At 52.5% G+C, this 26,748-nt stretch carries 28 protein-coding genes; 14 read left to right on the top strand and 14 right to left on the bottom strand.

Annotation, left to right across the window (positions count from 1 at the left end; translation table 11 throughout):
* Positions 1–64 precede the first annotated feature (64 nt).
* From GOV45_RS15320 to GOV45_RS15310, 3 genes are all read left to right on the top strand, one after another.
* Positions 65–442 carry a lysozyme inhibitor LprI family protein gene (locus GOV45_RS15320; protein WP_170479364.1) on the top strand — a complete coding sequence of 126 codons (378 nt, stop codon included), beginning with the start codon at positions 65–67 and terminating at the stop codon, positions 440–442.
* A 78-nt stretch (positions 443–520) separates the two neighbouring features.
* Positions 521–1,708 (top strand): 23S rRNA (adenine(2503)-C(2))-methyltransferase RlmN, encoded by a 1,188-nt coding sequence (gene rlmN / locus GOV45_RS15315; RefSeq protein ID WP_170479362.1) that lies wholly within the window; start codon positions 521–523, stop codon positions 1,706–1,708.
* A 217-nt stretch (positions 1,709–1,925) separates the two neighbouring features.
* Positions 1,926–2,549 carry a cytochrome P460 family protein gene (locus tag GOV45_RS15310; protein ID WP_170479361.1) on the top strand — a complete coding sequence of 208 codons (624 nt, stop codon included), beginning with the start codon at positions 1,926–1,928 and terminating at the stop codon, positions 2,547–2,549.
* Between the two features lie 94 nt (positions 2,550–2,643).
* Here GOV45_RS15310 and GOV45_RS15305 read toward each other — a convergent pair whose 3' ends face one another.
* Together GOV45_RS15305 and GOV45_RS15300 are read right to left on the bottom strand one after the other, a co-directional pair.
* Positions 2,644–2,988, bottom strand: a complete 345-nt coding sequence (locus tag GOV45_RS15305) for a hypothetical protein (RefSeq protein ID WP_170479359.1) — start codon at positions 2,986–2,988, stop codon at positions 2,644–2,646.
* Complete coding sequence (locus tag GOV45_RS15300; protein WP_170479357.1) at positions 2,985–3,911, bottom strand: DnaJ C-terminal domain-containing protein; 927 nt, start codon at positions 3,909–3,911, stop codon at positions 2,985–2,987. Before GOV45_RS15300 ends, GOV45_RS15305 begins: the two co-directional genes overlap by 4 nt.
* A gap of 167 nt (positions 3,912–4,078) precedes the next feature.
* On the opposite strand from GOV45_RS15300, the gene GOV45_RS15295 reads away from it, so the two are divergent.
* Positions 4,079–4,462: a hypothetical protein gene (locus GOV45_RS15295; RefSeq protein WP_170479355.1), complete on the top strand. Its 384-nt coding sequence runs from the start codon at positions 4,079–4,081 to the stop codon at positions 4,460–4,462.
* On the opposite strand, the gene GOV45_RS15290 is transcribed toward GOV45_RS15295, so the two are convergent.
* Positions 4,463–5,563, bottom strand: a complete 1,101-nt coding sequence (locus GOV45_RS15290; protein ID WP_170479353.1) for a cystathionine gamma-lyase — start codon at positions 5,561–5,563, stop codon at positions 4,463–4,465. It lies immediately after the preceding gene.
* Positions 5,564–5,566: 3 nt separating this feature from the next.
* Positions 5,567–6,409 carry an LOG family protein gene (locus GOV45_RS15285; RefSeq protein WP_170479352.1) on the bottom strand — a complete coding sequence of 281 codons (843 nt, stop codon included), beginning with the start codon at positions 6,407–6,409 and terminating at the stop codon, positions 5,567–5,569.
* 78 nt (positions 6,410–6,487) lie between these two features.
* Here GOV45_RS15285 and GOV45_RS15280 point away from each other — a divergent pair, with 78 nt between their 5' ends.
* Positions 6,488–7,405, top strand: coding sequence for a threonine/serine dehydratase (locus GOV45_RS15280; protein ID WP_170479350.1), 918 nt, complete (start codon positions 6,488–6,490; stop codon positions 7,403–7,405).
* Positions 7,406–7,512: 107 nt separating this feature from the next.
* Positions 7,513–8,340: a 2,3,4,5-tetrahydropyridine-2,6-dicarboxylate N-succinyltransferase gene (dapD, locus tag GOV45_RS15275; RefSeq protein ID WP_170479348.1), complete on the top strand. Its 828-nt coding sequence runs from the start codon at positions 7,513–7,515 to the stop codon at positions 8,338–8,340.
* A gap of 92 nt (positions 8,341–8,432) precedes the next feature.
* Here the strand turns inward: dapD and GOV45_RS15270 are convergent, their stop codons facing one another.
* Positions 8,433–10,025: a hypothetical protein gene (locus tag GOV45_RS15270; RefSeq protein WP_170479346.1), complete on the bottom strand. Its 1,593-nt coding sequence runs from the start codon at positions 10,023–10,025 to the stop codon at positions 8,433–8,435.
* Between the two features lie 292 nt (positions 10,026–10,317).
* On the opposite strand from GOV45_RS15270, the gene GOV45_RS15265 reads away from it, so the two are divergent.
* Positions 10,318–10,656: a hypothetical protein gene (locus tag GOV45_RS15265; protein WP_170479344.1), complete on the top strand. Its 339-nt coding sequence runs from the start codon at positions 10,318–10,320 to the stop codon at positions 10,654–10,656.
* 2 nt (positions 10,657–10,658) lie between these two features.
* Here GOV45_RS15265 and GOV45_RS15260 read toward each other — a convergent pair whose 3' ends face one another.
* Complete coding sequence (locus GOV45_RS15260; protein ID WP_170479342.1) at positions 10,659–11,714, bottom strand: transporter substrate-binding domain-containing protein; 1,056 nt, start codon at positions 11,712–11,714, stop codon at positions 10,659–10,661.
* Between the two features lie 207 nt (positions 11,715–11,921).
* Here GOV45_RS15260 and dapE point away from each other — a divergent pair, with 207 nt between their 5' ends.
* Genes dapE through rnr form a run of 3 tightly spaced genes read left to right on the top strand, consistent with a single transcriptional unit; the run spans position 11,922 to position 15,957 of the window.
* A complete protein-coding gene (gene dapE, locus GOV45_RS15255; RefSeq protein ID WP_170479340.1) occupies positions 11,922–13,061 on the top strand; it encodes a succinyl-diaminopimelate desuccinylase in 1,140 nt (379 codons plus the stop codon).
* A gap of 3 nt (positions 13,062–13,064) precedes the next feature.
* Positions 13,065–13,640 carry a TIGR04282 family arsenosugar biosynthesis glycosyltransferase gene (locus GOV45_RS15250; RefSeq protein ID WP_170479338.1) on the top strand — a complete coding sequence of 192 codons (576 nt, stop codon included), beginning with the start codon at positions 13,065–13,067 and terminating at the stop codon, positions 13,638–13,640.
* A 58-nt stretch (positions 13,641–13,698) separates the two neighbouring features.
* On the top strand, positions 13,699–15,957 hold the full coding sequence (gene rnr, locus GOV45_RS15245; protein WP_170479336.1) for a ribonuclease R: 2,259 nt from the start codon (positions 13,699–13,701) through the stop codon (positions 15,955–15,957).
* Here rnr and GOV45_RS15240 read toward each other — a convergent pair.
* Together GOV45_RS15240 and GOV45_RS15235 are read right to left on the bottom strand one after the other, a co-directional pair.
* The gene (locus tag GOV45_RS15240) at positions 15,948–16,334 is read right to left on the bottom strand and encodes a DUF1801 domain-containing protein (protein ID WP_170479334.1); all 387 of its coding nucleotides are present in this window, start codon (positions 16,332–16,334) and stop codon (positions 15,948–15,950) included. The genes rnr and GOV45_RS15240 overlap by 10 nt on opposite strands.
* Positions 16,331–17,029: a glutathione S-transferase family protein gene (locus GOV45_RS15235; RefSeq protein WP_170479332.1), complete on the bottom strand. Its 699-nt coding sequence runs from the start codon at positions 17,027–17,029 to the stop codon at positions 16,331–16,333. Before GOV45_RS15235 ends, GOV45_RS15240 begins: the two co-directional genes overlap by 4 nt.
* Positions 17,030–17,112: 83 nt before the next feature.
* On the opposite strand from GOV45_RS15235, the gene GOV45_RS15230 reads away from it, so the two are divergent.
* Positions 17,113–17,820, top strand: a complete 708-nt coding sequence (locus tag GOV45_RS15230) for a helix-turn-helix transcriptional regulator (RefSeq protein ID WP_170479330.1) — start codon at positions 17,113–17,115, stop codon at positions 17,818–17,820.
* A gap of 93 nt (positions 17,821–17,913) precedes the next feature.
* Positions 17,914–19,206 carry a lytic murein transglycosylase gene (locus tag GOV45_RS15225; RefSeq protein WP_254448018.1) on the top strand — a complete coding sequence of 431 codons (1,293 nt, stop codon included), beginning with the start codon at positions 17,914–17,916 and terminating at the stop codon, positions 19,204–19,206.
* Between the two features lie 86 nt (positions 19,207–19,292).
* Here the strand turns inward: GOV45_RS15225 and GOV45_RS15220 are convergent, their stop codons facing one another.
* Genes GOV45_RS15220 through GOV45_RS15205 form a run of 4 tightly spaced genes read right to left on the bottom strand, consistent with a single transcriptional unit; the run spans position 19,293 to position 22,187 of the window.
* The gene (locus GOV45_RS15220; RefSeq protein ID WP_170479326.1) at positions 19,293–20,054 is read right to left on the bottom strand and encodes an SDR family NAD(P)-dependent oxidoreductase; all 762 of its coding nucleotides are present in this window, start codon (positions 20,052–20,054) and stop codon (positions 19,293–19,295) included.
* On the bottom strand, positions 20,051–21,034 hold the full coding sequence (locus tag GOV45_RS15215; RefSeq protein WP_170479324.1) for an LLM class oxidoreductase: 984 nt from the start codon (positions 21,032–21,034) through the stop codon (positions 20,051–20,053). The genes GOV45_RS15220 and GOV45_RS15215 overlap by 4 nt, the downstream gene beginning before the upstream one ends.
* 28 nt (positions 21,035–21,062) lie before the next feature.
* The gene (locus tag GOV45_RS15210) at positions 21,063–21,839 is read right to left on the bottom strand and encodes a CmcJ/NvfI family oxidoreductase (protein ID WP_170479322.1); all 777 of its coding nucleotides are present in this window, start codon (positions 21,837–21,839) and stop codon (positions 21,063–21,065) included.
* A gap of 45 nt (positions 21,840–21,884) precedes the next feature.
* Positions 21,885–22,187: a DUF1330 domain-containing protein gene (locus GOV45_RS15205; RefSeq protein ID WP_170479320.1), complete on the bottom strand. Its 303-nt coding sequence runs from the start codon at positions 22,185–22,187 to the stop codon at positions 21,885–21,887.
* A gap of 108 nt (positions 22,188–22,295) precedes the next feature.
* On the opposite strand from GOV45_RS15205, the gene GOV45_RS15200 reads away from it, so the two are divergent.
* The gene (locus GOV45_RS15200; protein ID WP_170479318.1) at positions 22,296–23,204 is read left to right on the top strand and encodes a LysR family transcriptional regulator; all 909 of its coding nucleotides are present in this window, start codon (positions 22,296–22,298) and stop codon (positions 23,202–23,204) included.
* Between the two features lie 125 nt (positions 23,205–23,329).
* Here the strand turns inward: GOV45_RS15200 and GOV45_RS15195 are convergent, their stop codons facing one another.
* Positions 23,330–24,727: an aspartate aminotransferase family protein gene (locus GOV45_RS15195; RefSeq protein WP_170479316.1), complete on the bottom strand. Its 1,398-nt coding sequence runs from the start codon at positions 24,725–24,727 to the stop codon at positions 23,330–23,332.
* Between the two features lie 71 nt (positions 24,728–24,798).
* Positions 24,799–25,449, bottom strand: coding sequence for a GntR family transcriptional regulator (locus GOV45_RS15190; protein WP_254448017.1), 651 nt, complete (start codon positions 25,447–25,449; stop codon positions 24,799–24,801).
* 176 nt (positions 25,450–25,625) lie between these two features.
* Here GOV45_RS15190 and GOV45_RS15185 point away from each other — a divergent pair, with 176 nt between their 5' ends.
* The gene (locus tag GOV45_RS15185) at positions 25,626–26,711 is read left to right on the top strand and encodes a polyamine ABC transporter substrate-binding protein (RefSeq protein WP_170479313.1); all 1,086 of its coding nucleotides are present in this window, start codon (positions 25,626–25,628) and stop codon (positions 26,709–26,711) included.
* The last annotated feature ends 37 nt before the right edge of the window (positions 26,712–26,748 follow it).

Here is a 26,748-nt window from a genome sequence, read left to right as displayed (position 1 = left end):
GGGATTATGGATTAACGCGTGCTATCGTAGATTTGATTCAAGCGTCTTTTAGCAGGTATAGAAAATGCGGCACGTTTTTTTGGTATTGCTTATTACGTCACCTGCGTTGGCTGACCCCACCTTAGAATGTGCAGACGCAAGTTCGCAGGTCGAAATCGGGTCTTGCGTTGGAGAGACGGAAGAACGTGTCAACCAAGCGATGGAAGCTAGTTATGGACTTGCTATCCAGGCGGCTAAAGAGTTGGACGACGTAACAGGTCGTGTTGAAGCCCAGCCAGCATTGGAAGCTTCACAAAGCGCTTGGGCTGGTTACCGGGATGCTCAGTGCGACGCCGTAGGAGCATCGTATGGAGGCGGATCAGGCACCGGCATAGCGATTACATCCTGCCGGATCGATCTAGGCCGAGCGCGAGTGGACGAATTGCTGCGTTTCGCGAACTAGGGCGAACGAATTCTTTTGATCTTTGAGAATGTTCCTATATAGAGGCGCATCCCGATCCAGAATACCTGAGATACGCCCATGTCGCCCAAAGCGCCGATCACTCAAGACGTTATGACAATCCCTCGCAAACTGCCTGAGGGAAAGATCAACCTCGTTGGTCTGACCCGAGCACGTTTACGCGAGGTACTGATTGAGCATGGTACACCAGAAAAACAAGCCAAGATGCGCACGGGCCAAATCTGGCAGTGGATATATCAATGGGGCGTGCGCAATTTTGCCGAAATGACAAACCTCGCCAAATCATATCGGGCGCAACTGGCAGAAAACTTCGTCATTGAAATTCCAGAAGTTGTTACGCGGCAGATCTCCGAGGATGGCACCCGCAAATACTTGGTTCGTATTGCCGGTGGGCACGAAGTCGAGGTTGTCTATATCCCGGAGGAAGATAGGGGTACGTTGTGCATTTCGTCCCAAGTGGGCTGCACGCTAACATGTTCCTTTTGCCATACCGGAACGCAGAAGCTGGTACGCAACCTGACGGCGGCCGAAATCGTCGGTCAGGTAATGATGGCGCGCGATGATCTTCAGGAATGGCCAACCCCCGGCGCGCCAAAGGATGAAACGCGTCTGCTTTCGAATATCGTTTTGATGGGGATGGGTGAACCACTTTACAACTTCGAAAACGTCCGCGACGCAATGAAGATTGCAATGGACCCCGAGGGGATTTCTCTGTCCCGCCGCCGGATCACTCTTTCAACCTCGGGCGTTGTGCCTGAAATAGCACGTACTGCGGAAGAAATAGGTTGCCTGCTGGCGATCTCGTTTCACGCTACTACAGATGAAACACGCGACGTACTGGTCCCGATCAACAAGCGCTGGAATATCGAAGAATTACTGCAAGCATTGGCGAGTTATCCAAATGCATCGAATTCGGAACGGATCACTTTTGAATACGTGATGCTGGATGGCGTCAATGATAGCGATGAGGACGCTCATCGTCTGATTGATCATATCAGACGCCATGACATCCCTGCCAAAATAAACTTAATCCCGTTTAACGAATGGCCCGGTGCCCCTTACAAGCGAAGCTCGAATAACCGCATTCGGGCCTTCGCCAACATAATTTATCAGGCGGGCTATGCGTCACCTATCCGCAAAACCCGTGGCGAGGATATCATGGCAGCCTGCGGCCAGTTGAAGTCGGCGACTGAACGGGCGCGTAAATCGCGAAAGCAGATCGAGGCTGAGGCAGGAATGAACGGTTAGACCTTCACGAAAGTCGTCAAACTTTAATATTTGGTTGGTGTTTTTGCATGCAAAATTTGTTATGTATGAACAAACTTGACCTCTGGTAATGTTGAGTAACTTTATGCCCAAGGTTGCTGACCTGCCAGAAAGAGTCTGGCGAATTTATTCAAGGCCGCTGCCATTTTTGTAAGAAAGCGGCGTTTAGGCAAACTGATCATTCAGGTGGGCCAGCACAATGATTACGAGACACATGCGATTTATAGGGGCCATAGGTGGGTTGACGCTCTGCACCCTGTTCTTGACGGTTGGTGTTGCGCAGACAACAGATCAAGATGCGCATTTGGCTATCGAGAATCCTGCGGATTTATCCAAGGAAGACGCTCTTGAGCATTATATGTCATTGTCCCGCCGGATGGACCGGGGATATGCGGCGGCACAGCTGGACTTGCTCTTAAATTATCAGGCATGGCCACTTTTCAACGATGCGCCTTATATCTCGGCTACGCATGGGCAGAGATATGTAAACAGCTACGCAAACCGCATGGCGCACAACTATAGTACTTTGCAGGAGGGCGAGGTTTTGCCCGTGGGATCCGTATTGGCCAAGGACAGCATGACTGTAACAGACGAAGGCCATGTCCACCCCGGAGCAATGTTTGTGATGGAGAAATTGGCGGCAGGGGCCAGCCCGGACACTGCGGATTGGAGATACATCATGGTAATGCCGGACGGGTCGTTATTCGGTGACACGATGGGAAGCCGCGCCGAAGCGGTGGCTTATTGCCATGATTGCCATGAAGCAGTCGCCGACCGAGACTACACTTTTTACGTGCCCGAAGAATACCGTGTCGGCAACTGATCCAGGCTCATTTGAAAAGGTTGCTTGGATGACGGCTTCGCCGCGCGGTCGAAGTTCGTCTTTGTGTTTACTTTGAAGAATTTTTTAGCTCGGATTATCTTTGCTGGAACCGTGCAGTGCCTATAATTTCGATCATTTTTTTGCGTACCGGCTCTGGCTGCGCATCGACAGCATTCAGAACTTCGCGCAATTCTGCGCGCAAACAGTGCATTTGGTCGATTAGCGAGATCATCATCGACAAGGCGTCTGATTCCATGTCGTATTGGTCATGCAACTCGCAGGCCAGCTCTAAACGTGCCACGTCGATAGTTTGGTAAACCAGCCCTTGTTCAGACTGTTCCGGGATTACAATCTCGGCTGCTAAATATTCACTTAACCGGTCCGACGTCAGGCGCGCGATGGCCCCAAGCAATTCGTCCTCTGTCAGCTTGCGGGTCATGATGGCATCCCCTTGCGTGGATCATAGCGGTGGGATTCACGCCATGTTTCCATGAATTGTTTCAGCGCGTCGTCGATTTTCTCCGGCATGGCGACAGTAAGTTCTATAAGCTGATCGCCACGGTCGGAAGATCCGCGTTTCTTCACGCCTTTGCCGCGCAACCGCAGGGTTTTACCACTGCTTGTGCCGGCCGGGACAGTAACGTTGACACCCCCATCTATCGTGGGTGCTTGCACCTTTCCGCCTAGAACCGCTTCATCAATTGTGATGGGCAAAGTGATATGGATATCGTCGCCCTGGCGGTCAAAAACCGGATGCTCGGTCACGGAAATGGTTACCAGTGCATCTCCGGGAGGGCCTTCGCCAAAACCGGGGGCACCCTTGCCACGCAGTCGAATTGCTTGTCCGCTGGTGATCCCGGCGGGGATCTTAACCTCAATTCGGTCGCCGTCTGGTAAAGTCAGTTTTTGGCTTGCGCCGAAGACCGCATCTAAAAAGCTGATCTGCAGAGTATAACTGCGATTGTGTCCGGGGGCGTGGAATTCATGTGTCCTTTGCTGGCCATAGCCTCCTTGCCCACGCATAAATTCGGCAAAAATGTCAGACATGTCGTCTGGATCGCCATAGTGGGCACCAGAACGATAGGGATTTCCCGCAGCCTCGGCGTAATCGCGGTAATACTGCTGCTGCGGGCGTTCCTGTCCAGAAGCATCGATCTCGCCGTTATCATAACGCGCGCGTGTTTCGGGGTCTTTCAGCAGATCGTAGGCCGCTGCAGCAGCTTTGAATTTCGCCTCAGCCTCTGCATCACCGGGTTTGAGATCGGGGTGGCAATCCTTAGCAATACGCCGATATGCTTTTTTAATTTCGGCGTCACTGGCATCTTTCGAGACACCAAGAACAGAGTAGGGATCGTCGCTCATCTCACTCTCGCGCATCAGGGTCAGGGCAAGGCAGGTTTTAATGAAGGTGTTTTATCACGTGATTTCAACAGGTCAAAGTTAGTGGAGCCCTGAAATTCCTCGCTAAATTCGAATTGATTGATAATATCTGCATAACTTGAGACGTTGAAACGAAAGAGGTCCTCGAAATGTCGCGCAGAATTAAGTCCGCTCTGGCCTTGCTGGCCGGTAATGCAATTGGATTGCTGCTGGCCTCGGTGCTGCTGACTGGTTTCTCAATCCAACCGATATCATTTATCGTGGTGGTAATTGTTTTTACACTTGTTCAGGTTGTGGCTGAACCTTTGATATTGAAGCTTGGCGAAAAGAAAGCTCCGGCGCTCAAGGGTGGTATAGCATTGATAGTGACGTTTGTCGGCTTGCTGGCAACTGACTTGATCGCTGCAGGGCTGACCGTTGGCGGGCTTTCCAACCTGTTGGCCGCTACACTGTTAGTCTGGTTGGGCGCATTGGTAGCCAGTGTAGTTTTGCCGATCTATGTGTTCAAAGAATTGCGTGAGCCCAAGAAATAGTCACGACGAATTCAGGCTGGCCTCGATAGCTTGCCAAAGTTCTTCGACAGGTTCGCAACCAACTGAAATACGGATAAAGGCTGGGTCGACGTCGTCACCCCAGCGGGCACGTCGCTCTGCTGAGCTGTGGACGCCGCCAAAAGACGTCGCAGGTCGCAGCAATGGACACGTATTTATGAAGCGTTCAGCCTGTTCTTCGCTTCCAAGTGTTATCGAAAGAAGAAACCCAAAGCGCGCGGTCTGCGCACCAGCCAATGCATGAGAGGGATCATTTGGTAAGCCCGGATAGCGGATTTGCCTGATCGCCTGGTGCTCGGACAGCCGTTCCGCCAGAACCTGAGCCGTTTCACACATACGATTGAACCTGACGTCAAGCGTCTCTAATCCGCGATGCAGCAACCAAGCCTCTTGCGGACCTGGGATTGAACCAGAAACACGGCGCCACTCTTCGATCTGTTCCATGATCTGCGCGTTGCGGCAGGCAACATGTCCCATCAGCAAATCTGAATGGCCACCAACTGCCTTGGTATCCGACGATATGACCACGTCGACGCCTAAATCCAGCGGTCGCTGGCCTAAAGGGGTCATAGTTGTGTTATCGGCGATGGTCAGGCCGCCCGCGTTTCGCACCTGCTGGGCCACAGAGGCCAAATCGATCATGTCCAAACCAGGGTTCGAGGGGCTTTCGACAAAAACCACATCGAATCCATCGAAACCGCCTTTCGTAAACGCGATGGTTGGACGTTTTTCCACAATTATGCCGAATTTTGATAGGAAGCGATCCGAAAGCAAACGAGTCACATAGTATCCATCAGCTGGGATCAACACCCGCGAACCAGCTGCCAGCGTTGCAAACAGAGCGGCCGTGATCGCCGCCATGCCAGACGGAAAAGTCAGGCAAGGTGCATCTTCCAAATGTGCCAGCAGACTTTCCAAATGCTCCCATGTCGGGTTGTTCACGCGGCCATAAGTGTCATGACCTTCGGGGGAACCGGGAAGGTGAAACATGCTGCTCTGGGTCAAGGGAAGGGCTACGGGTTCACCCTTGTTCAAGGAATTCCCACGCAGGTGGAGCATCTGGCCAATCTTAGGGGTCTTCATAACTCAGCGTCCCGGAATTTGATCGCGGGGCGGAGCTGGCTCCCAGTTCTCAATGATATCGACAGCCTGTTGCGCGGTGTCGACAAACCTGAAAAGGTCCAAATCCTCGTCCGAGATCGTACCGGCGTCTGCGAGGGCATTCCAATTGATTACTCTTTCCCAGAATTCCCGGCCAAACAGCAAAAATGGCACTCGCTCCATCCTTCCGGTCTGAATCAATGTCAGAGACTCAAACAGCTCATCCATTGTTCCAAAGCCGCCAGGGAAAATTGTAATAGCACGGGCGCGCATCAGGAAATGCATCTTGCGGATCGCGAAGTAGTGGAAATTGAAGCTGAGATCAGGCGTTACGAATAGATTGGGGGCCTGTTCATGCGGCAGAACGATGTTCAACCCGATCGAGCATCCACCCGCATCCTGAGCACCACGGTTTCCAGCTTCCATTACGCCTGGTCCGCCTCCTGTGACAATAACGTTTTCGCGGCATCCGGTCTGGTTTGACTTCTCGGTCATCAACCGGGCAAATTCCCGTGCTTCGTCGTAGTAAGTCGAAAGACCAGCCAGTGTTTGCGTCCGAGCTGTATGTTTTTGCGAAGGTTCCGGAATGCGGGCTCCGCCAAACATAACGATGGTTGAGGTGATCTGTCGTTCGGACATGATCATCTCGGGTTTCAGAAGCTCCAGTTGCAGACGCACTGGACGCAGTTCGTCCCGGCACAGGAAATCATCGTCGGCAAAGGCTAGGCGATAAGAAGGCGAGCGGGTCTGCGGCGTTTCCGGCACCTCGCGCGCTGTCGAGCGGTCGGTTTGCGCGTCGCGAAAGGGGCTGAGGCGGTCTTCTCTCATTTTGAACGATCCCTGCTTGCGTGTTTTCCAAACAGCTATAGGGTTCGCGGACAGAGTGCCAGTCATGGAAAGACAAGAATGAATTGGAAGAACGATATTTCGGCAGCGTCGGATCGAATTGCGGGACATGCTCAGATAACGCCCGTAATGCAGAGTGCTGCGTTCGAGCTTGGTTACCCTATCGAAATGAAGCTTGAGCATATGCAGCACACAGGTAGTTTCAAAGCCCGGGGGGCTTTCAATACGTTGCTAAGTATGAACGTTCCTGCGGCAGGCGTGGTGGCAGCGTCAGGTGGCAATCACGGTGCAGCAGCGGCTTATGCTGCCCAGTCGCTGGGATATCCGGCCAAAATTTTTGTTCCGGAACTCGCTGGGCCGTCAAAAATTTCATTGATCAGAAAGACAGGTGCGGACCTGAGCGTCGTGTCCGGAGAGTACGCTAACGCATTGACCGAGGCGCAGGCTTATGAAGAGGCGACCGGTGCAATGCAGATCCACGCCTATGATGCGCCGGCTACTGTGGCCGGGCAGGGCACGTGCTTTGCCGAATGGGACCGGCAGGGATTGGAAGCCGACACAGTACTGATCGCGGTTGGCGGGGGCGGTCTGATTGCCGGGGCATTAGCTTGGTATCAAGGCGCGAGGAAAGTTGTGGCGGTCGAGCCTGAAACTTCATGTGCACTTAACGCAGCTTTGAAGGCAGGCCATCCGGTGGATGTTACTGTCTCAGGAATAGCGGCAAACGCTCTGGGCGCGCGCCGAATCGGATCAATTTGTTTTGAACTGGCCCAAGGAATTTCATCGGTACTGGTTCCGGACGAGGCGATTACCCGAGCCCAGCAGATGTTGTGGTATTCGCATCGCATCCTAGTCGAACCGGCGGGTGCGACCGCTTTGGCGGCACTAATATCGGGCGCCTACAAGCCCGAGCCGGAAGAACGTGTTGCGGTTCTGATCTGTGGGGGGAACATATCGCCTGACCCGCTTGCGTCCTGAATATATGCTACTTCGCTGTAAACTTTGGCTCTGCATCGCATTGCAGCGGATCGTGCGCTTGCGTATAGGCAAGTCCAACGTGAACAAAGTCTGCAGGGAGCGACCCTATGTCCAACGCCCAACTGGAAGCCGCCATCGAAGCCGCGTGGGAGGCGCGCGACAGCATAACCCCCACCACCAAAGGGGAGCAGCGCGAAGCGATCGAGGATACTCTGAATGCGCTCGACAGCGGCTCGCTCCGTGTGGCGGAAAAGCTAGAGGATGGCAGCTGGCATGTGAACCAGTGGGCAAAAAAAGCGGTGCTTTTGGGCTTTCGTATCAAGGATATGGAAATCCAGTCTGGTGGTCCGCAAGACGGCGGTTGGTGGGATAAGGTGGACAGCAAGTTCGCCGGATGGGGCGAAAACAATTGGCGCGCTGCAGGGTTCCGCGCCGTGCCCAACTGTGTGGTTCGCAAATCGGCCTACATCGCTCCGGGTGTAGTGTTGATGCCTTCATTCGTGAACCTGGGTGCCTTTGTTGATGAGGGCACTATGGTCGACACATGGGCCACAGTCGGCTCTTGCGCGCAAATCGGAAAGAACGTCCATTTATCCGGAGGCGTTGGCATCGGCGGTGTTTTGGAGCCAATGCAAGCGGGTCCCACAATCATCGAGGACAATTGCTTTATTGGGGCCCGCTCCGAAGTGGTCGAGGGCTGCATAGTTCGCGAAGGTTCGGTCCTGGGAATGGGCGTCTATATCGGTAAATCCACCAAGATTGTTGACCGCGAGACAGGCGAAGTCACTTATGGAGAGATACCACCGTATTCGGTGGTAGTTTCAGGTTCGATGCCATCTAAGAACAACATCAGCCTTTACTGCGCTGTGATTGTGAAGAGGGTCGATGAAAAGACCCGCTCGAAAACAGGCATTAACGAATTGTTGCGAGACTGATTTTTCAGGGCCTTGCAATCGAACATTTTATTGCGCCGACAAATTCTATCAGGGCTGTTCTCATAAATTGTGGTCTTGATTTACTAATGAGCCTAGCTTGCAAGTGAAGCAAGATAGGTGCCGTTTAGAATACAGCCGTATGTGTATCCAGCCGCAATCAGGTCCGCTACTTCGGACTTGGTTGCGTTGCGCATGTCTAAGATTTCGTCCCCAGGCACATCGCGATCACGGACAAGGTAAACTAGGTGGTAACCTTCATCGGTGTAACGATCTTGCTCAATGCCCCAAGTCATTGACCCGGAACCGAATAAATGCGCGCAGATAATGTCGGGAGACCGTGAAAAAACAAAGTCAGGATCAAACTTGTTGTGTCCTGGGACAAAGCTATGCGCTTCGCTAAAAGCGATTTCACGTGTGTTAAGGCCCAGCATGTCGATCGTGTTCAGTCCGCTGAAATATGGCAACTTGCCGGCAGCCCCCGTTGCCAAAAGCGCATCAGGATGTTTGTCGGCAAGAAATTTTCCGAGAGTTATCCAGCGATCATATTTTGGTTTTTCAAATGCATAGTCCAGGCGCCGATCTGTCAACAATGCCGCCGAAATCTGCCAGAAAATCAGGAGCGAAGCAGAGGTAATAAGGGCAAAATTCCCAAAGTTCCGCGACACCAACTTAAAGAGTAACATAGAGCCGAGTGGAAACAACACGACAAGGAATCTTTCCCTGTAGATGTCGCCACCAACATAAAGATAGTACCCAACTAGCCCGCCGATCATCCAAAGCTCAAATGGGAGATCAAGAACAGATGACCTGTTTCGGTTTTTGAGTACACCGCTAATCCAGACAAGACCTGCAGACAATGCACCGAGCATTGGCAGAAACAAACCATTCTTCACAGAAATGCTAGCGAGTAGCCGACCAGCCACAACAAGCCGATCCAATAGTGGACCGCTTACTTTGACGTAAACGGGCAACGGAAGGACCAACCCGTAGTACCAGTACCGAACTGCAACTTGCACAGCGAACAGTCCCGCCGCAAAGGCTACAACAAGGAGTGCAGCTCGACGTTGCCCTTGCATTAGCAACCACAAGGCCGCCAAGACAGGAAAAACGAAACCATCCGTACGTAGCAATACCAATGCACCTGTCGCCACCAGCAGCCAAAAGAGACCTTTGTTGCCCTCGCTATCCTTGACGATCAGACACTGCAACCAAATCAGAACCTGGAAGAGCAAAACCCATGATGTTTCAAGGCCAGAGGTCCCGTGAATCCAAAATGGCGGGCAAAAAGCCGTCGCAAGCATCAATGGAACGGCCAATTCCCTATGGCCATGTATCTGCGCAATACGACTAAGAAGAACGATTGCCAGGCCAATTGAAGCGGCGCCAAGAAATGCCATAGCGGGATATAGTAAATCTGGTCCAGAGCCGACATATACCAGCGCGCTAACCAAAACGAAGAGCGGATTCGAAAAACCTTCGACCACCGGAGTGTCGGAGACATTGAAGGTCAGGACGCCATGTTCGATCAAGTTTTGAGCGTAACGATAGCTAATAAAGGAATCGTCATTTCCAACCGAGAAGCCAGCCTGTCCAAAAAAATAGTATCCGAAATGAAAGTGAAACAGAGCGAAACAGAAAAAAAACATCAGCGCAAAAAGTGTTGAAATGGCGAGGCTTTGTCGCATGGTGTGGTCTCCGATGACACGCACCCCAGAAATTTCAACTGGGTTGTTTTCTGAAATATCTACTGCTCGATACACCGCAGTTGCTCAAATGCGACCGGGCTTCGTCTTCCAAAGGCAGAGGGGTGGATTGTGAACGGTACATTGAAACAGGACACTAGTTGTAAATTCACTTCATGGTAGCGGAATACCGAGATTTTTCAACTAATTCATAGAATTGCTGCGCCTCGGTCTAAAATCTTGGGAATGCCAGCAGATTGTTGACTGACGGTTGGTCAGTGCGTATGGCAGTTTTATGAAAATGAAAAAGAAGCCTTCGCGCCAGCAAGTTTACACATTGTTGGTTCAGATTGGTCGCAAAGAAGGTGACGGCCTGCCAGAAGGTGCAACCGGAGCCGCGCTGATGTGTTTTGCAAGTGGCGTGGACGAGGCCGAAGCGGTGCGAGAAACAGTGGCTATCCTGAAACAGGCGGACACAGCACCGTTAGACGTCACCGGTTATGGCACTTTGGCTGAACGCGAAGCTCAGGGGCACGAAGTTGATCCCGAAGAGCGTGCGTTAATGCAACGAGCACTGGATGAAAACGCGGTAATCGTCGCGCAGATGACCCCATTTTTTGGTAGTGGAGACTAGGCTTAGTTCCGAGCCCCAAACCAAGTGCGATAAATCTGGTCGTAAACGCCTTCTTCCCGGAGAGCCAGTAACGCCTGATTTACGTCTTCGACCAAAGGCGAGCCGGTAGGAAAGACTATTCCATAGTTCTCGCGCATGAATACACCGCCGGTGATAGACGCTATTTTGCGCCCGTCGTGGTTAGCAAAATAAGATAATATCGGCGCATCGAATACAACAGCATCCAGTTCACTGTCGGAAAAAGCGTTTAACAGTCCTTCGAGGTTCTCGAATCCGACAAATTCAATCTCGCGCCGGTTCAAAAAATTTGCGGCGGTGGAGCCTGAAATCGTGCCTACCTGCTTACCATAAAGGTCATTAACAGAGTTCACATTGCCGCTGATTGCGTCCACCGTCATGACGGATGTGATACGAGCAGTGAAAACGGATACGATAAATAGCGAAGAAACAACCAGGATGACGCCCAGAATCCGTCCGAATGCTGTGCGTGGCATTCTTTCTTCAAAGCCGCCATTAACCACGAGGTTCAATGCCCACCAAAATGATGGAAACCACGCCTCATCTAATTTGCGATCAAAGTAGGGCTGCGCACGGCGTTCGAAAATCCACATCGTCATTCCGCCCGCTAACAAGATGGCGAAGGCTAGTCCGATTGCGATGAATAGCTCCGCAGACAGTAGAGCCTGCAAAAGAGATGGTCTGCGCACTGCGTCCGAGGGGACCATGATCTGCAATCCAGACTCAAATATTGGCTGGCTGAAGTCCATCTGGGTTTCGCGTGAAGCGGTAATCGAGATGTTCGCAATGGCCAGATCGGCAGTACCGTCCTGAACGGCACCCAGCATGTCGCTGAAGGTTTCCACCCGGTTGATCGAGTAGTCCCAGTCCAAGGACTCGGCAAGTGCTTCCAATAAGTCCATGGAAAACCCCACCTGTGCGCCATCTTCAACATATGAAAATGGGGGGCGGGTCACGGTCGTAACCGTAAGTGTCTGGGCCTGGCTTTGCTGGGTAAGAACCGAGAAAGCCAGTAAGATCAAAGCGAAGACTACACGCATAGTTTCTTTCTGTTTTGCGGCCCTGTAGCGCTATAATACAGTGGGCAGCAAGTCGAACACTTGGTCAACTAGCTCGATTTTCCAGATCCAGCAAACTGGAATATCTTTAAGAGCGCGAAAGAAAATTACGGCTGTGGGGTTGGCAATCATATCAATTCATTGAATCTGTGCGCGAACCTGGAAGGAAACCAATTTGCGAGGTGCCAAATGACCGATCCCGTCAGACTGACGGCAGACCTGATCCGTTGTCCGTCGGTCACACCAGCCGAGGGTGGCGCATTAGAATTGCTGGAGACTGTTCTTTCCGAGGCAGGGTTTGAATGCTTTCGTGCTGACCGAGGCGGTGTTTCGAACCTGTTTGCACGCTGGGGACAAAAGGGTCACCCACGCAGTTTTGGGTTCAATGGCCACACTGACGTTGTGCCCATTGGCGATGAAACGGCTTGGACGGCGCCTCCGTTCGGTGCTGAAATCCGCAAAGGCGTTATGTTTGGCCGAGGCGCGACTGACATGAAATCGGCGGTGGCTGCCTTTACTGCCGCAGCCGTGGATTTCGTGCGCGATGCCCCACCTGACGGGGCTGTTATATTGACCATTACCGGGGACGAAGAAGGCGACGCCTTGGACGGGACAATTGCGTTGCTGGATTATATGGAGAACGCCGGTGAACGTATGTCTGTTTGTCTGGTAGGCGAACCGACTTGTCCCAACGCGATGGGCGAAATGATGAAAATTGGCCGCCGAGGTTCGATGACCGCGTGGTTTACAGTGACAGGTGTTCAAGGGCACTCAGCCTATCCCCATCGGGCAAAAAACCCGTTGCCCGCCATGGTCCGTTTGATGGATCGTCTTGCAACGCACCAATTAGATCAGGGCAGCGATCACTTTGATGCAAGCACACTTGCGGTCGTGAACGTAGATACGGGCAACTCTGCCACAAATGTTATCCCGGCCAAGTGTCAGGGTGCGGTAAATATTCGGTTCAATGACCTTCATTCCGGCGCTAGCCTCAGCGAATGGCTGAACGCCCAAGCAACCCGCGTCGCGGAAGAGTTTGACGTCGATGTCGATACGCAGATCAAGATTTCTGGCGAAAGCTTTTTGACACCTCCGGGGCCACTATCAAAATTGGTCGCGAACGCTGTGGAGGCCGAGACTGGCAACAAGCCAGAGTTGTCGACGTCGGGTGGAACATCTGATGCGCGCTTTATAAAAGACCATTGTCCTGTGGTCGAATTTGGTCTGGTTGGCCGAACAATGCACCAAGTCGACGAATGCGTGGAAGTAGCGCAGATTGAACAGCTCAAGGCGATCTACACACGCATCCTAGCGGATTACTTCGCCTGAAAAATGCAACGCACACTTGTTATAATGGTCAAGGAACCCCGACCGGGAAGGGTCAAAACGCGGCTGGGCCGTGATCTTGGAATGATAAGGGCTGCTTGGTGGTTCCGACATCAAACGAGCGCTTTGATCCGACGGCTGCGAGATCCACGTTGGCAAATTGTCCTTGCTGTTTCTCCTGACCGTGAAGGCGCAAACAGCCGGGTCTGGCCGCCTGACTTGCCTAAAAAGCCACAGGGACCCGGGGATTTGGGGCAGCGAATGACACGGATGCTGCAGTCGGCGCCCAAAGGACCGGTTTGTTTAATCGGCGCGGACATCCCCGGGGTCACACGCAAGCATATTTCGGCGGCATTCAGGTCGCTGGGGTCTGCGCAGATGGTCTTTGGGCCCGCATTCGATGGCGGCTATTGGCTTGTCGGGGCACAGCGATATTGCGCATTACCCAGGGATCTGTTCCGCAACGTGCGGTGGTCAACTGAATTCGCACTTATTGAAACACTGGTGTCAGTAAAAAGTAGTCGAGTTGCTATGCTGGATGAATTACGCGACGTGGATACAGCGTCGGACTTGTCTAGTTAAAACGCGGTTGGGCTTTTTTGGTCATGACGCGGTCGTACACCCGTGCTAGGCCGAAAGTATGACTCGCATACCAACCAAGCAGGAGGTCCTAAACTGGATCTCGGCGAACCCCACCCTGACCTCAAAACGCGACATTGCCAAAGCCTTTGGCATCAAGGGCGCGGATCGGATTGATCTAAAGCGATTGCTCAAAGAGCTTGAGGCCGAAGGGCATCTGGAAAAGCGCAAGCGCAGCTATCGTGATCCGGATCGTTTGCCACCGGTCAGCGTTCTGCAGGTAAAGGCTCCGAATGCAGACGGTGACTTGTTCGCGCGCCCTTTGGAGTGGCATGGCGAAGGCGTTGAACCCATTGTGCTGATTGTTTCCCGAGCCAGCGACCCTGCTTTGGGAGAGGGTGACCGAATTCTGGCCCGTCTGACCGTAGTGCACGAGGAAGACCACAATTACGAAGCCCGACTTATCCGTCGCATCGGAACCAATCCGCGCAAGATCGTCGGTATCTTCCGTAAAGGGGCTGAAGGCGGACGGATCGTACCAATCGACAAAGCAGGCCAAACCGAATGGCTGGTTCACGACGGCTCTGTGCTGGGTGCAAAAGACGGTGAATTGGTCGAGGCTGAACAAGCCGGCCCAAAGAACCGCATGGGTCTGCCACGCGCACGTGTCGTTGAACGGTTGGGCGATCCTTCGGCGCCCAAGGCTGTGTCCTTGATTGCAATCCACCAGCATGGGATTCCGGATGATTTTCCCAACAAAGTGATAGAAGAAGCAGACAAGGCAAAACCAGTTGGTCTTAAGGGCCGTGAAGATCTGCGGGACTTGCCTTTGCTCACCATCGACCCCTCGGACGCGCGGGACCACGATGACGCTTGTTACGCCCACGCGGATGACGACCCCAAAAACCCCGAAGGACATGTCATCTGGGTGGCCATCGCAGATGTAGCCGCCTATGTACAACCCGGAAGCGCCCTGGATCGCGAAGCAAGAAAGCGTGGGAACTCCAGCTATTTTCCCGACCGTGTCGTGCCAATGCTTCCTGATCGTCTATCTGGCGACCTTTGTTCCTTGCACGAGGGCGTTCCGCGAGCGTGTATTGCTGTTCGCATACAGATCGACGCAACCGGCAACAAAATTGGCCATCGCTTTGTACGAGGTCTGATGCGGTCTGCGGCCTCGCTGAACTACGCAGAGGTGCAAGAAGCAATTGACGGCAACACCAATGATCGCACAGGTCCTTTGTTGCAGCCGGTAATTGAACCGCTTTATGCTGCCTATGCCGCGCTGAAAAAGGCTCGTGCGGTTAGGCAACCACTGGAACTGGACCTCCCCGAGCGCAAGATAGTCCTTTCGGATAAGGGCGAAGTGGAAAGTGTGGCGTTTCGTGAGCGGCTTGACGCGCACAGGTTGATTGAAGAATTCATGATCCTTGCCAATGTTGCTGCTGCGGAAACCCTGATAGCAAAGCGTCGGCCTTTACTGTTTCGCGTACATGAAGAACCTGCGCCTGAAAAATTGGAAAGCTTGCGGGAAACCGCGCAGGCCGCAGGTTTGAATCTTGCGAAAGGGCAAGTTCTACAAACCCGCCATCTGAACGATTTGCTCAATGCCGCTGCTGGAACTGAAGATGCGGAGTTGATCAATCTGACCACCCTGCGATCAATGGCGCAAGCCTATTACAACCCCGAGAATTTCGGCCATTTCGGGCTGGCGCTTAGAAATTATGCGCATTTTACATCGCCCATTCGCCGCTATGCAGATTTGGTCGTGCACCGTGCACTGATTTCTGCACATGGTTGGGGCAAGGATGGTCAGACTGAAGATGAAATTGACCGGCTTGAGGAAACTGCCACGCATATTTCGGATACCGAGCGTCGTTCGATGATGGCGGAACGCGATACAACCGACCGTTACTTGGCTGCCTATCTAAGTGAGAGGGTTGGCAACGAATTCACCGGCCGCATCAGCGGCATTGCCCGTTTTGGAGCTTTCGTAAAGATGGACGAAACCGGAGCTGACGGGTTGGTACCGGTACGTTCACTAGGGCGCGAGTTCTTTCATTTTGATCGCGAGGCGGGCACTTTGATGGGTTCCGATACGGGGCTATTGATCAGTATCGGGCAGCGCGTCACAGTTCGCTTGACCGAGGCGACGCCTGTGACCGGTGGGCTGGAGCTGGAGCTGTTATCAATAGAGGATAAAGCTGTGCTTCGCGGTGGGGGTTCCAAAGGGCGGTCGACCCGACGCAAGGCCGTCAGCGCAAAACGAAAAAAAGATAAGATTAAACGAAAAGTCGAACGCAAGCGCCGTCAAAGGTGATAGATAAGTGCGCGGGCAATCAACCAACCGTGTCGCGTTTCGTCGATTTGTTGGGGGTCGTCAAAAAGAATTGCACGATTACCGTCGATACGGTCCTCGCCGGGAAATGCGGCGGTAAATTCCGGCATCAATCGGCTTTGACAATGCACGAAAAGGGCAAATGGCGCCGATCTGTGCTTGCCCAGCCGAATTGTCGATCCCTTGGGCGCAAGATATGCAGGTTGCCCCCAGCGCAACGCCTCTTGCAGGGGAAGAGCAGATGGAATGGATTGTGCCGTATCTAGAATTAATTCACGCAGTGAGAGAGCGCCGGTACGAGTACTGACGGGAAAAGCGTCGAACGCGGCGGCGACGGAAGGATCGTCAAACGGTTTCATGACAAGGGAATAGCCTGCTGCATCCTATATACATAGCTGTTTAGCAGCCTATCCTGTTTGATCCGACGTGTCAGTGACGTTTCTGCGGGCGTGGCGCGCATCGCGGCCAGCATCGGCCCAACACTCATGTCTGCCGATGTCGGTTTCTCTCCCAACAAGAATTGCGAATTGCGCAAAAACTCTGAGATTGCCCTCAGGTCACGTTCGATCCGATCTGTCCGCTCAGCCTTTGAAAACCGCGAAACCCCTTGAGCCTCAAGTCCTCTCAATACTGATTTGCGAATTGAATTACTCACCAGTTTCCGAAACATGGCGGGTATCTCAGTGAAAAAGGTCTCCCGCAGGATTGGCCAAACAGTGTCATTACCCCAACGATCAAGTACGATCTGAAAGTACAGATGCTCCTCTGCCATTCGAACCAACGCCCGAGACTGAGCCTTTTGAACATCCGTTAGACCATGGTCAAAATCTGCGCCCTGAGCCTCTAACCAATCGCGGATTTGGTCACTGTCCGGAACCAACCGTTCAGGCGTTCGTAGGACCGGTAGTTTTCTATGCGGCATCTTCCGAGGATCCAGCATGTCAGAGCGCTGCCAATCTTGGCCGCAATGTTGAAGCATCAATGCAGACTTAACGCAGAACGGGCTTGCACTGAACAAGCCAAAGGCGGGTGGGTAGGTCAGAAGTGTCAGCATCGGGCGCTCCAGTTTTGGTGATGACAAGGGGATAAGCTGGACTAATGACAATTTCTGTCACTAGGCGTAGGTTATTTTATGTTATGTCCCGCACCGCACGCCTGTTTCAGCTTATGCAAGCTCTGCGCTCTGGCCCGTCGCCGAAGACCTCTGCGCAATTGGCGCAAGATCTTGGTGTTTCAGCGCGCACAGTGCATCGAGATATCGACACTCTGCGGGGTTTGGGAGCCGTGATTGATGGTGAGGCGGGATTTGGGTTTACCTTGATCGAAGACGCAACGCTGCCGCCATTGGGTTTCACTGACGACGAATTGGAAGCGCTGGTTCTGGGCTTACGAGAAGTTCAGTTGATTGGAGATCCGGCCCTATCTGAAGCGGCCAGTACAGCGTTGCGTAAATTGCAAGGTCGGTTGCCGCAGCGACAATCGCACCGGCTCAGCCATGCGGTGTTAACTGCGACGCGTTTTGAACGGCCTGCCGTACCGGGAATCGAAGTCTCTGAATTACGGCAGGCAACGTGGGACGAACGCGCCGTGGATTTCGCTTACACCGATGAAAAGGGTGATAAAACACATCGTCGGGTTAACCCGCTAAGCATCGTCTACATGGATCGCGCCAGCATGCTGGTAAGTTGGTGTCATTTGCGCAAAGATTTTAGGGTCTTTCGTTTGGATCGGATGCGCGAAATGTCTGTTACAGACCAGAGTTTCCGGCCAAACCGTGTTCCGTTGCTACGCGCTGCGCTAGTGCGTGTTCGAGCAGACCGCGAAGGAAAAGAGCAAGAAAATTAGATCTGAGGATTTTGCGAAACTTCAGTTTTGCGCTATGCTGAGGCTGAGCAGTAATCAGGAAAAATCGGAATGCATAAATGCGTAGGTGGCATAATGACCGTCGCATTGTGGGCATCCATCGTGCAGGCGGAAACAACAGAAAACGTGAAATGGCGGGTTCCCAAAGGGTTAGATACAGCGTTCCATTTGGCTTCGGCCGATGTGACAGTTTCCATCCGGCCGGTTGTAAGGCCATCGGAAAAGGTGCAACGCGTGTCGACTAAGGGAAATGCTAGATTTCAGGCTTGGCTGGGTGCCTTCAGGCAAAGGGCATTAGACCAGGGCGTTTCATCATACACTCTGGATAGTGCGTTGGCAGGCTTAACTTATGACACAGACGTTATCCGCCGGGATCGAAATCAGGCTGAGTTTTCCAAGACAATCTGGGAATATCTGGACTCGGCAGTATCAGACAGGCGCGTGGTCGACGGGCGTGCCGTGCTCGAAAAGTATGGAAATGCGTTAGAACGTATTGAAACAAAGTACGGCGTAGAAAAAGAGATCGTGGTTGCGATTTGGGGGCTCGAGACTTCGTTCGGAAGCTTTCGCGGTAACAACCAGACTATTCAATCTTTGGCCACCCTGGCCTTTGACGCAAGGCGGTCCAAGTTTTTTGAAACGCAGCTGATCGCAGCACTCCAGATTGTTCACTCGGGTGACGTCAGTCCCTCAAAGATGATCGGCAGCTGGGCCGGTGCCATGGGGCATACGCAATTCATGCCAACATCCTATCTGAAATATGCGGTGGATTTCGATGGCGACGGAAGGCGCGACATCTGGTCGGATGATCCAACGGATGCGTTGGCATCTGCCGCGGCTTATCTTTCGCGACATGGTTGGACGATGGGTCAACCTTGGGGTGTCGAGGTTCAACTGCCAGACGGTTTTGACTATTCCACCGCAAGGCGGGACTTCACTCAGATGCCGTCAGATTGGGCCGAGCGTGGGGTCGTTGGGCGAAATGGCAAACCCGTTCCGGACTATGGGCGTGCAGCGATTCTTCTGCCGGCCGGCGGCAAAGGGGTATCGTTAATGACCTTTGACAACTTCAATGTGATCGAAGCCTATAACGGTGCCGACGCCTATGTCATCGGAGTTGGTCATCTGTCCGATAGATTGGCGGGTGGTAGACCTTTTGACGCCTCTTGGCCAAGGGGCGACCGGGCGCTTAGTTTTACTGAGCGCAAAGAGTTACAAGAGCGTTTGACCCAAGCTGGTTTTGATACGCAAGGGATTGACGGACTGACTGGACCAAACACGGTTAATGCCGTTCGCGCATTTCAATTGGCGCAAGGTTTTTTACCGGATGGATACCCGACTCTGAAGCTATTGGAGGCATTGCGTTAAACGAACAAATCCGCCCATCACCTCAGGAGAAGGGATAAGAAAACGCGGGATTTTTTAAGCCGCGTTATTTCGTGATTTATGCACTTTCAGACGAGTTCTTCGATTGCGTTCATGACACGTTCAGAATCGCCAAAATTGACCGGTGAAAAGCCGCCAAAATCGTTGTCCCAGTATTTTCCGCTGTCATTGGCAAAGTCCTGGTCCAGTGCGAGGCGGCAAAGAATGTCTACCCCAATCTGCAAGTCGTTGCCGGCCACGCCGAAGCCTTCTTTGACCATCTTGGACGCAAGAAGTGAACCGGGATTGACGGCGATGATTACGGGACCTTCAGCAAGGCGACCGGCCAATTCATGCGACCAAATGGTGATTGCGCGCTTGCTCTGGGCATAGGCGGCCATGTCGCCCAAACGGGATTGACCTTTTAAGGCTGCGATGTCGACAGGTGCTTGGGCCGCTGATGACAGATTGAGGATTCTGCCTGCCTTTGGGATGATTGGCAGCAACGCTTTCGTCAAAGCGTACGGTGCCAGTGTGTTCACAACAAATCGAACATCCTGCCCGTTCGGCAAAATCGGGTCTCCAATTTTAAAGACACCCGCGTTGTTAATCAGAACATCAATACAATCATGGTCGGTACGTATCGACATCGCCAAGTCATATGCTTCTTGCAAAGACGATAGATCCGCCCTGTAAGTTGATATGCCCTGACCAATTTCAGAAGCGGCAGATGCGAGCTTGGCCACGCTGCGCCCATGCAAAATGACGTGGTGTCCACGATTGGCCAGAGTTTTTGCCGTCATCAGACCTATTCCGTCCGTAGCTCCGGTAACCAGTATTGTTTTAGTCATTGCGTTGTTCCTTGCGTTGGAAACTCTGTCAGTACTTCATCTGCCAGACGTTTCATGGTGTCTTCGACATCGCCGCCATTAAACCGGAGGTTCAGGGCCACATGGTTGATCCCGCAGTCTTGCAGATCGCGCAGGTAGGATTTCAAAAATTTGGTGCCAGACCGAAAGCCGAGATGAATTGGGCTGGGATCGGCCGAGGTATCTGCAACAAGGTCAATGTACAGCGATTGCATAACCGGTTTTGGAGGTTTGCCAATTGCTGAAGATTTTGCGCGATAGTTTTCGACAAGCTGCGCTTGCGCTTTGGCATCGCGCGGATATGTCATCCAACCATCTCCGTTAGCAGATATCCAATCCGGAGATTGTTGGCTGCCGCCGGTGATCAGAATCGGAAAGTGGCTGGCAACAGGTTTGGGCAACATATCGAACCGCCCATTCAGTTCTCCGTGGTTATTGGAAAAATCGGGATACTCAGTGGCCATTTTACGAATGTATTCTAGGCTTTCGCGGAACCGAGCACCTCTGTCAGAATAGGTCATACCCAGTGCCGGATATTCTTCGGGCCGATCTCCGGACGCGACACCCAACAGCAACCGCCCGCCGGAAAGTTGGTCCCCCGAAGCTGCGGCCTTCGCAACATGCGCTGGATGGCGCAGTGGCAAAACGATGCTGGCCACGCCCAGCGCAATTTCCTTTGTCAGCCCGGCGAGCAATCCGAGATAGACAAATGGGTCGTATATTTGCCCGGCATCGCCAAAGTTAGGAACGTTAAACGGAACGTCCCTTAACCAAAGTGCTGCGAAACCGAGTTTGTCCGCCAGTTGCGCTCTTTCCGTATGGCGAGACATGTCGGGAACCGCGTTGTGATGGTGAGCCTCCAGAGGGGCGACCAAACCAATACTCAACGCATCAGGTCGAAAGACCGAATTGTAACCCCGGTTCAGTTTAGGGAATTCAGCGATCACGTTTCCGTCTGGCATTGCAACCTCTATTTGCGTGGAGCGTCTATCAGTAACGGATCAGGGTGCGGCTTTCGATGCTCTTGCGTGGGATGGTCAAAGACAGGTCTTCAATCAAATCAAGCGCGCTGTGTCCGATGGAGGGTTTGCCATGGTTGTCGTAGATGTTGAATATGGCAACTTCGTTCGGGGTCATTCGAGATTGATAGACCCACTCATGATCCGGATTGGCCACCAAACCCATGATGTGCCCTTTGCGATCGGGATAAACCAAATCAATCTGCAGCCAGTCGGTTTCAGCCACTGTTGAGGGTCGTACAAACCCAAGCGGTGCCGAATTGATTGGGTTTTGAATCGGGCGCCACACGTTAACAAAGGCGTAATGCCCCTTTTCCCAAACAGCAGCCTTTTTTTCTCCCAAGACATCAATCAACCGCTGTTTTGCCCCTTGAGGGCTGTAATCGCTGTGCACATTACGAGCCGGTTTCCTGTTTGAATTCGGATCGTCAACGCGCACAGTGTGATCAAAAACCACCACTTCTTTGGCACCGAGATTTCTGGACAGAAGTGTATCGAGTTCCTGATCGTAAACGCGATGCCATTCGTCATCTTGTTCAAATGAATGCACTTCGGAAGCCGAAGTAACAAACCCAATGCTGTCGTCCGAAAAACTGACAGAAGTCTCTGCGCGAACGTCGTACAAGTTAACTTCTGTTACCGCATGAGGAGGAGAGATGATCTTTCCCTGAACCCCACCAGCGTCGATGTGATACGCTTGGCGCTGATCTGCAATAACGTGATAATTTACAATTGCTTTGCGTGGCATTGGTCTACTCTTTGAGCTGGGTCAGTTCGTTTTGGAATGAATTTCCTAGCTAAGATCGTCATTGCCATCGATGACGAAGTGATAGCTTTCTGAACCTGCAGTCCGCGCCTCTAGATGAGGTTTGTATTCGAGATCATTCATGAAGCTCATCGCTGCCTCTTTCGAGGGCCATTCAAGAATGATCCGTAAAGCAGCAGGCTGAGACGGGCCTTCAACCTGAGTGTGGGTTGTAGTTCGGGCAAGATATTTGCCGCCATGCTTTGCAACCAGTTTATTCGCCGTTGGAAGATAATCTGGGATCCAGTCTTCGTTGGTTGGTGTAACGGCAAGTACTGAATAATAGGCCATTTGTGTCGCCTCCAAGGATGGTTTCCTCGTTCTGTTCATATTTGCAGGATTGATTTTTCGAAATAAACGGGTCGATATTGACATCAGAATTCGGATTTTGGATATAATATGGACACGGATACCCTACGCCTTTTTGTGCTTGCAGCAGAAAGGCTGAATATTAGCGCCGCTGGCCGAGAACTTGGCCTCGCGCCTTCTGTCGCAAGCGCTTGGATGGCGAAATTAGAGAAAAGTATCGGTGCCGATTTGATGCACCGAACGACTCGTAAAGTGGCGCTATCCACAGAAGGCGCAGAGTTCTTGCCATATGCTCAGGAAATTATTGCCCGGGAAAACGCTGCGCGTGCCGCTTTGGGTCAAGGAACCGCCCGCGTTTCGGGCACGCTTAGGTTCACGGCACCAAGTACTTTTGCGCAACTTTACATTGCGCCAATCTTGCCGGTATTCATGGCAGAGCAACCTGATTTGACGCTTGACCTGAGGCTTTCGGACCAGCAGTTCAACCTAATCGAAGGCAGCTTCGATCTTGCTCTTCGTAACGCTGTTCTAGAGGATTCCAGTTTTCGTGGCCGTAAACTAGCTGACGATACACGTGTACTATGTGCTTCGCCAGAATACCTTGAAAGGCATGGAAGACCTGAGGCCCCGGACGATTTAAACAACCATCAGTTTATTGCGTTCGGCAACACCAACGAACTCAGGCTAATTGACCGGAATGGTGGCAAGCATCTGTTTGCGCCCCGGCGAGCGAAATGTCGATTGATTTTGGATGATGGTCGTAGCCATAAACTGGCGACTTTGGCTGGGGCGGGCATTTCAGCAAACTCACTTTGGAGTGTACACAACGAGCTTTCGTCGGGTGTGCTTGTTCGAGTGCTGCCAGACTACAAGATCGCCGAGGAAACAGTTCTGTGGCTGATCTATCCTCAGTCCAATGTGTTGTCGGCCAAGGTCCGGGTTTTCATGGATTTCTTGCTCGAAAGGATTGGTAAAAGGCCTCCTTGGTTGCGTTCCTGAGCATTTCTTGCTCCGGGAAGTCAGAAGTGAACGTAATTGAAAGGGCCACAATTACCGCTGTTGAGATCACGGAAGGGCGGTCCCAGACAACCGCCCTGCGTGACCAGAAAAGTAAATTTTAACCCTTACGAAGCTGCCTTCATAAGTCCTTTTTCGATGATGTCGGCCTGCGCCTCATCCAAAGACTTATGGATGCGTACGAACATCTCATCGATGTCATCGGTTGTAAGGATCAATGGTGGTGAGATGATCATACGGTCACCTACATGGCGCATTATCAGGTTATTCGCGAAACACCGATCGCGGCAGACATAGCCTACAGTGCCGGGATCGGACGCGAACTTGGCGCGGCTCGCTTTGTCGGGGGTAAGCGCAATTGACGCCATCATGCCGACGATCTTAGCCTCTCCTACCAGCGGATGATCTGCCAATGCTTCCCACTTTTTCTTCAGATAAGGGGCGGCGACATCCCGTACGTGATCCACGATTTTTTCTTCTTCTAGGATACGCAGATTTTCCAAAGCGACCGCAGCCGCGACCGGGTGGCCGGAATAAGTGTAGCCGTGATTGAATTCCGTTCCGCCGATCACTTCTGCAATCTCGTCACTGACGATCGAACCACCGATTGGGGCGTATCCCGAACTCAGGCCTTTGGCGATCGTCATGATATCGGGCCTAATTCCAACTGTCTGGGAACCAAACCAATTTCCTGTCCGGCCAAATCCGCAAATAACCTCATCCGCAATCAGAAGGATGTCATACTTGTCGCAAATGCGTTGGATTTCTGGCCAGTAAGAATCAGGGGCAACAATAACGCCACCGGCGCCTTGTACGGGTTCCGCGATAAACGCGGCAACGCGGTCTTCGCCCAGTTCCAGTATGGCCTCTTCCAGTTCACGAGCGCGCGCCAGACCGAACTCTTCGGGTTGCGAGTCGCCGCCTTCTGCCCACCAGTTTGGTTGATTGATGTGGTGGATGTTGGGAATCGGGATGCCGCCCTGAGCATGCATTCCAGCCATACCGCCCAAAGACGCCGACCCAACGGATGATCCGTGATAGGCATTCTTGCGGCTAATGATGATGTTCTTTTCCGGCTGACCTTTTTCAGCCCAGTAGGTACGGACCAATCGAATGTTGGTGTCGTTCGCTTCGGACCCGCCCGCAGCAAAAAACACATGGTTCAAATCACCGGGTGCCAACTCCGCTAACTTCGCGGCCAGCGCTATTGCGGGCACGTGAGTCGTTTTAAAAAACGTGTTGTAGTAGGGAAGTTCCCGCATCTGCCGTGCAGCTGCTTCGGCCAATTCGTCCCGGCCGTAGCCGATATTGACACACCACAGCCCGGCCATTGCATCGAGGATTTCCTCACCGTCGCTGTCAGTCAGGTAGATGCCTTTTGCCCTGGTGATGACGCGCGCGCCTTCTTTCCCCAGCGAGTTATTAGCCGAGAACGGGTGTATGTGATGCGCCGAATCCAGGGCCTGTAGTTCGGCGGTCGGCATGTGATTGGTAATGGTCGACATCAAAGAATCTCCTGCAAGAGCGTTCGGGGCTAGAATATGATCAAATTAATTGCTGTCAATCGAATCGCATTCTAAGTGCGGGTCGCCAGAGCGCCAGATATCAAATCCATGCCTTGTTCGACGTCTTGCGCCGTGGCCAACGCGGCCTTTTCTGAGTCCCGGTTACGAAGTGCCGAGATGATATCCTTGTGCCTGTCCGGCAAACTTTGGGTGCCGAATCGGCCGCAGACGACGCGTAAAGACGGCCCGAATCTCAGCCACAAACGCTCAGCCAGATCGGACAAGATCGGCGCGTCGGCAAAGGAGTAAAGGGTTTCATGAAAGGCGTGGTTCAAACGCAGGTAGCCGCCCACGTCCCCTTCCGAAATGGTGCGATCCAATTGCTTGTCCAACTGCTCCAACCGATCGATGTTCGCCTCGTTGAGATTTGCGATAGCTCGCTTGGAAAGCTCTGATTCTATGGCCTTTCTTGCAAATATCAACTCTTGCACATGAACGTCCGACAGCAGCGGAACGCTGACTCTGCGGTTGCCTTGAAACACCAACGCGCCGTCCGAGATTAACCTGCGGATGGCTTCGCGGACCGGTGTCATGCCGACGCCCAGCGAATCACTCAGGCCCTGAATTGTAACGGGCTGACCTGGAACAAGATCGCCAAACAGAATCTGTGCCTTGAGGGTTTGGTATACCTGCTCGTGCGCGGGTTGTTTCTCATTATTCATCTGAGCTGCGGTTGCCTTATTTTTGATCAAATCCAATTGGTTCATCCCGGTTCAGGCCCCTGTGACTTGTCAACAGTGAAGCCCCATGAAACCATAAGCTCGATCTCGGAAAAACGCAAAACTTGATCAAATCCTAAAAAACGGGAAAATACCCGTACATCTACAGGGAGAAGACAATGAAACTAAAAGCGCTGACGATGACAGCGATCATGGCACTGGGGACTTCGGCGGCTTTCGCTGAAGAAGTGCGGGTCTACAATTGGTCGGATTACATCGATGAAAGCTTGCTAAGCAAGTTTGAAGAAGAAACAGGATTGACCCTGATCTATGACGTTTTTGACAGTAACGAGGTTCTGGAAACCAAAATGCTGGCAGGCGGTTCGGGCTACGACGTTGTGGTTCCGTCGGGCACGTTTTTGCAACGTCAGATCCAGGCCGGAGCATTTCAGGAACTGGACATGTCACAGTTGTCTAATGCAGGCAACCTTTGGGATGTCATTCAAGAACGTACGGCCGGGTACGACCCAAATAACGCTTATTCGATCAACTACATGTGGGGCACCACTGGCATTGGTGTGAACGTCGGAAAGGTGAAGGAAGTGCTGGGTGATGACGTTGCCCTGAACAGCATGGACTTAGTGCTGAAGCCCGAGAATATGGAGAAGCTCGCGTCTTGCGGCGTGCATTTCCTTGATGCGCCTTCGGAGATAATTCCGATGGTTTTGCAATACATCGGCGAAGATCCTGACAGCCACGACACTGACGTGATTGGCAAGACAGAAGAGATTCTGGTTAGTGTGCGTCCTCATATTCAAAAGTTTCACAGCTCAGAATACATCAACGCGCTCGCAAACGGCGATATCTGTATTGCTGTAGGTTGGTCAGGTGACATTCTGCAAGCACGCGACCGTGCTGCCGAAGCTGAAAACGGGGTCGAGATCGAATACCATCCTTTTGCCGAAGGGTCATTGATGTGGTTCGACCAGATGGCGATCCCTGCTGATGCACCGAATCCCGAAGGCGCACACAAGTTCCTGAACTTTATTCTGGACGCCAACAACATGGCGACGGCTTCTAACTATGTGTACTATGCAAACGGCAACGAAGCCTCTCAAGAATTTCTGGAAGAGGACGTAATTGGCGATCCGGCGATTTATCCGGATGATAGTACAATGCAGAACTTGTATATCACGACGCCCTATCCAGCAAAAACCCAGCGCGTTGTTACGCGTCTTTGGACCAAGATAAAATCGGGCACCTGATCCGATTTTCCAGGCAAGGCGTTATGCGCGCCTTGCC

It is taken from the genome of Ruegeria arenilitoris, assembly GCF_013035425.1.
Lineage (GTDB): Bacteria > Pseudomonadota > Alphaproteobacteria > Rhodobacterales > Rhodobacteraceae > Ruegeria > Ruegeria arenilitoris_A.
The sequence above is the reverse complement of the archived record's forward strand: the minus strand, read 5'-3'. Positions and strand labels throughout refer to the sequence as shown.

Coding starts and splice junctions, on each gene's coding strand:
- GOV45_RS15320 (WP_170479364.1), top strand. CDS start 65: ATGCGGCACGTTTTTTTGGTATTGCTTATTACGTCACCTGCGTTGGCT.
- rlmN (WP_170479362.1), top strand. CDS start 521: ATGTCGCCCAAAGCGCCGATCACTCAAGACGTTATGACAATCCCTCGC.
- GOV45_RS15310 (WP_170479361.1), top strand. CDS start 1,926: ATGATTACGAGACACATGCGATTTATAGGGGCCATAGGTGGGTTGACG.
- GOV45_RS15305 (WP_170479359.1), bottom strand. CDS start 2,988: ATGACCCGCAAGCTGACAGAGGACGAATTGCTTGGGGCCATCGCGCGC.
- GOV45_RS15300 (WP_170479357.1), bottom strand. CDS start 3,911: ATGAGCGACGATCCCTACTCTGTTCTTGGTGTCTCGAAAGATGCCAGT.
- GOV45_RS15295 (WP_170479355.1), top strand. CDS start 4,079: ATGTCGCGCAGAATTAAGTCCGCTCTGGCCTTGCTGGCCGGTAATGCA.
- GOV45_RS15290 (WP_170479353.1), bottom strand. CDS start 5,563: ATGAAGACCCCTAAGATTGGCCAGATGCTCCACCTGCGTGGGAATTCC.
- GOV45_RS15285 (WP_170479352.1), bottom strand. CDS start 6,409: ATGAGAGAAGACCGCCTCAGCCCCTTTCGCGACGCGCAAACCGACCGC.
- GOV45_RS15280 (WP_170479350.1), top strand. CDS start 6,488: ATGAATTGGAAGAACGATATTTCGGCAGCGTCGGATCGAATTGCGGGA.
- dapD (WP_170479348.1), top strand. CDS start 7,513: ATGTCCAACGCCCAACTGGAAGCCGCCATCGAAGCCGCGTGGGAGGCG.
- GOV45_RS15270 (WP_170479346.1), bottom strand. CDS start 10,025: ATGCGACAAAGCCTCGCCATTTCAACACTTTTTGCGCTGATGTTTTTT.
- GOV45_RS15265 (WP_170479344.1), top strand. CDS start 10,318: ATGAAAATGAAAAAGAAGCCTTCGCGCCAGCAAGTTTACACATTGTTG.
- GOV45_RS15260 (WP_170479342.1), bottom strand. CDS start 11,714: ATGCGTGTAGTCTTCGCTTTGATCTTACTGGCTTTCTCGGTTCTTACC.
- dapE (WP_170479340.1), top strand. CDS start 11,922: ATGACCGATCCCGTCAGACTGACGGCAGACCTGATCCGTTGTCCGTCG.
- GOV45_RS15250 (WP_170479338.1), top strand. CDS start 13,065: ATGCAACGCACACTTGTTATAATGGTCAAGGAACCCCGACCGGGAAGG.
- rnr (WP_170479336.1), top strand. CDS start 13,699: ATGACTCGCATACCAACCAAGCAGGAGGTCCTAAACTGGATCTCGGCG.
- GOV45_RS15240 (WP_170479334.1), bottom strand. CDS start 16,334: ATGAAACCGTTTGACGATCCTTCCGTCGCCGCCGCGTTCGACGCTTTT.
- GOV45_RS15235 (WP_170479332.1), bottom strand. CDS start 17,029: ATGCTGACACTTCTGACCTACCCACCCGCCTTTGGCTTGTTCAGTGCA.
- GOV45_RS15230 (WP_170479330.1), top strand. CDS start 17,113: ATGTCCCGCACCGCACGCCTGTTTCAGCTTATGCAAGCTCTGCGCTCT.
- GOV45_RS15225 (WP_254448018.1), top strand. CDS start 17,914: ATGACCGTCGCATTGTGGGCATCCATCGTGCAGGCGGAAACAACAGAA.
- GOV45_RS15220 (WP_170479326.1), bottom strand. CDS start 20,054: ATGACTAAAACAATACTGGTTACCGGAGCTACGGACGGAATAGGTCTG.
- GOV45_RS15215 (WP_170479324.1), bottom strand. CDS start 21,034: ATGCCAGACGGAAACGTGATCGCTGAATTCCCTAAACTGAACCGGGGT.
- GOV45_RS15210 (WP_170479322.1), bottom strand. CDS start 21,839: ATGCCACGCAAAGCAATTGTAAATTATCACGTTATTGCAGATCAGCGC.
- GOV45_RS15205 (WP_170479320.1), bottom strand. CDS start 22,187: ATGGCCTATTATTCAGTACTTGCCGTTACACCAACCAACGAAGACTGG.
- GOV45_RS15200 (WP_170479318.1), top strand. CDS start 22,296: ATGGACACGGATACCCTACGCCTTTTTGTGCTTGCAGCAGAAAGGCTG.
- GOV45_RS15195 (WP_170479316.1), bottom strand. CDS start 24,727: ATGTCGACCATTACCAATCACATGCCGACCGCCGAACTACAGGCCCTG.
- GOV45_RS15190 (WP_254448017.1), bottom strand. CDS start 25,449: ATGAATAATGAGAAACAACCCGCGCACGAGCAGGTATACCAAACCCTC.
- GOV45_RS15185 (WP_170479313.1), top strand. CDS start 25,626: ATGAAACTAAAAGCGCTGACGATGACAGCGATCATGGCACTGGGGACT.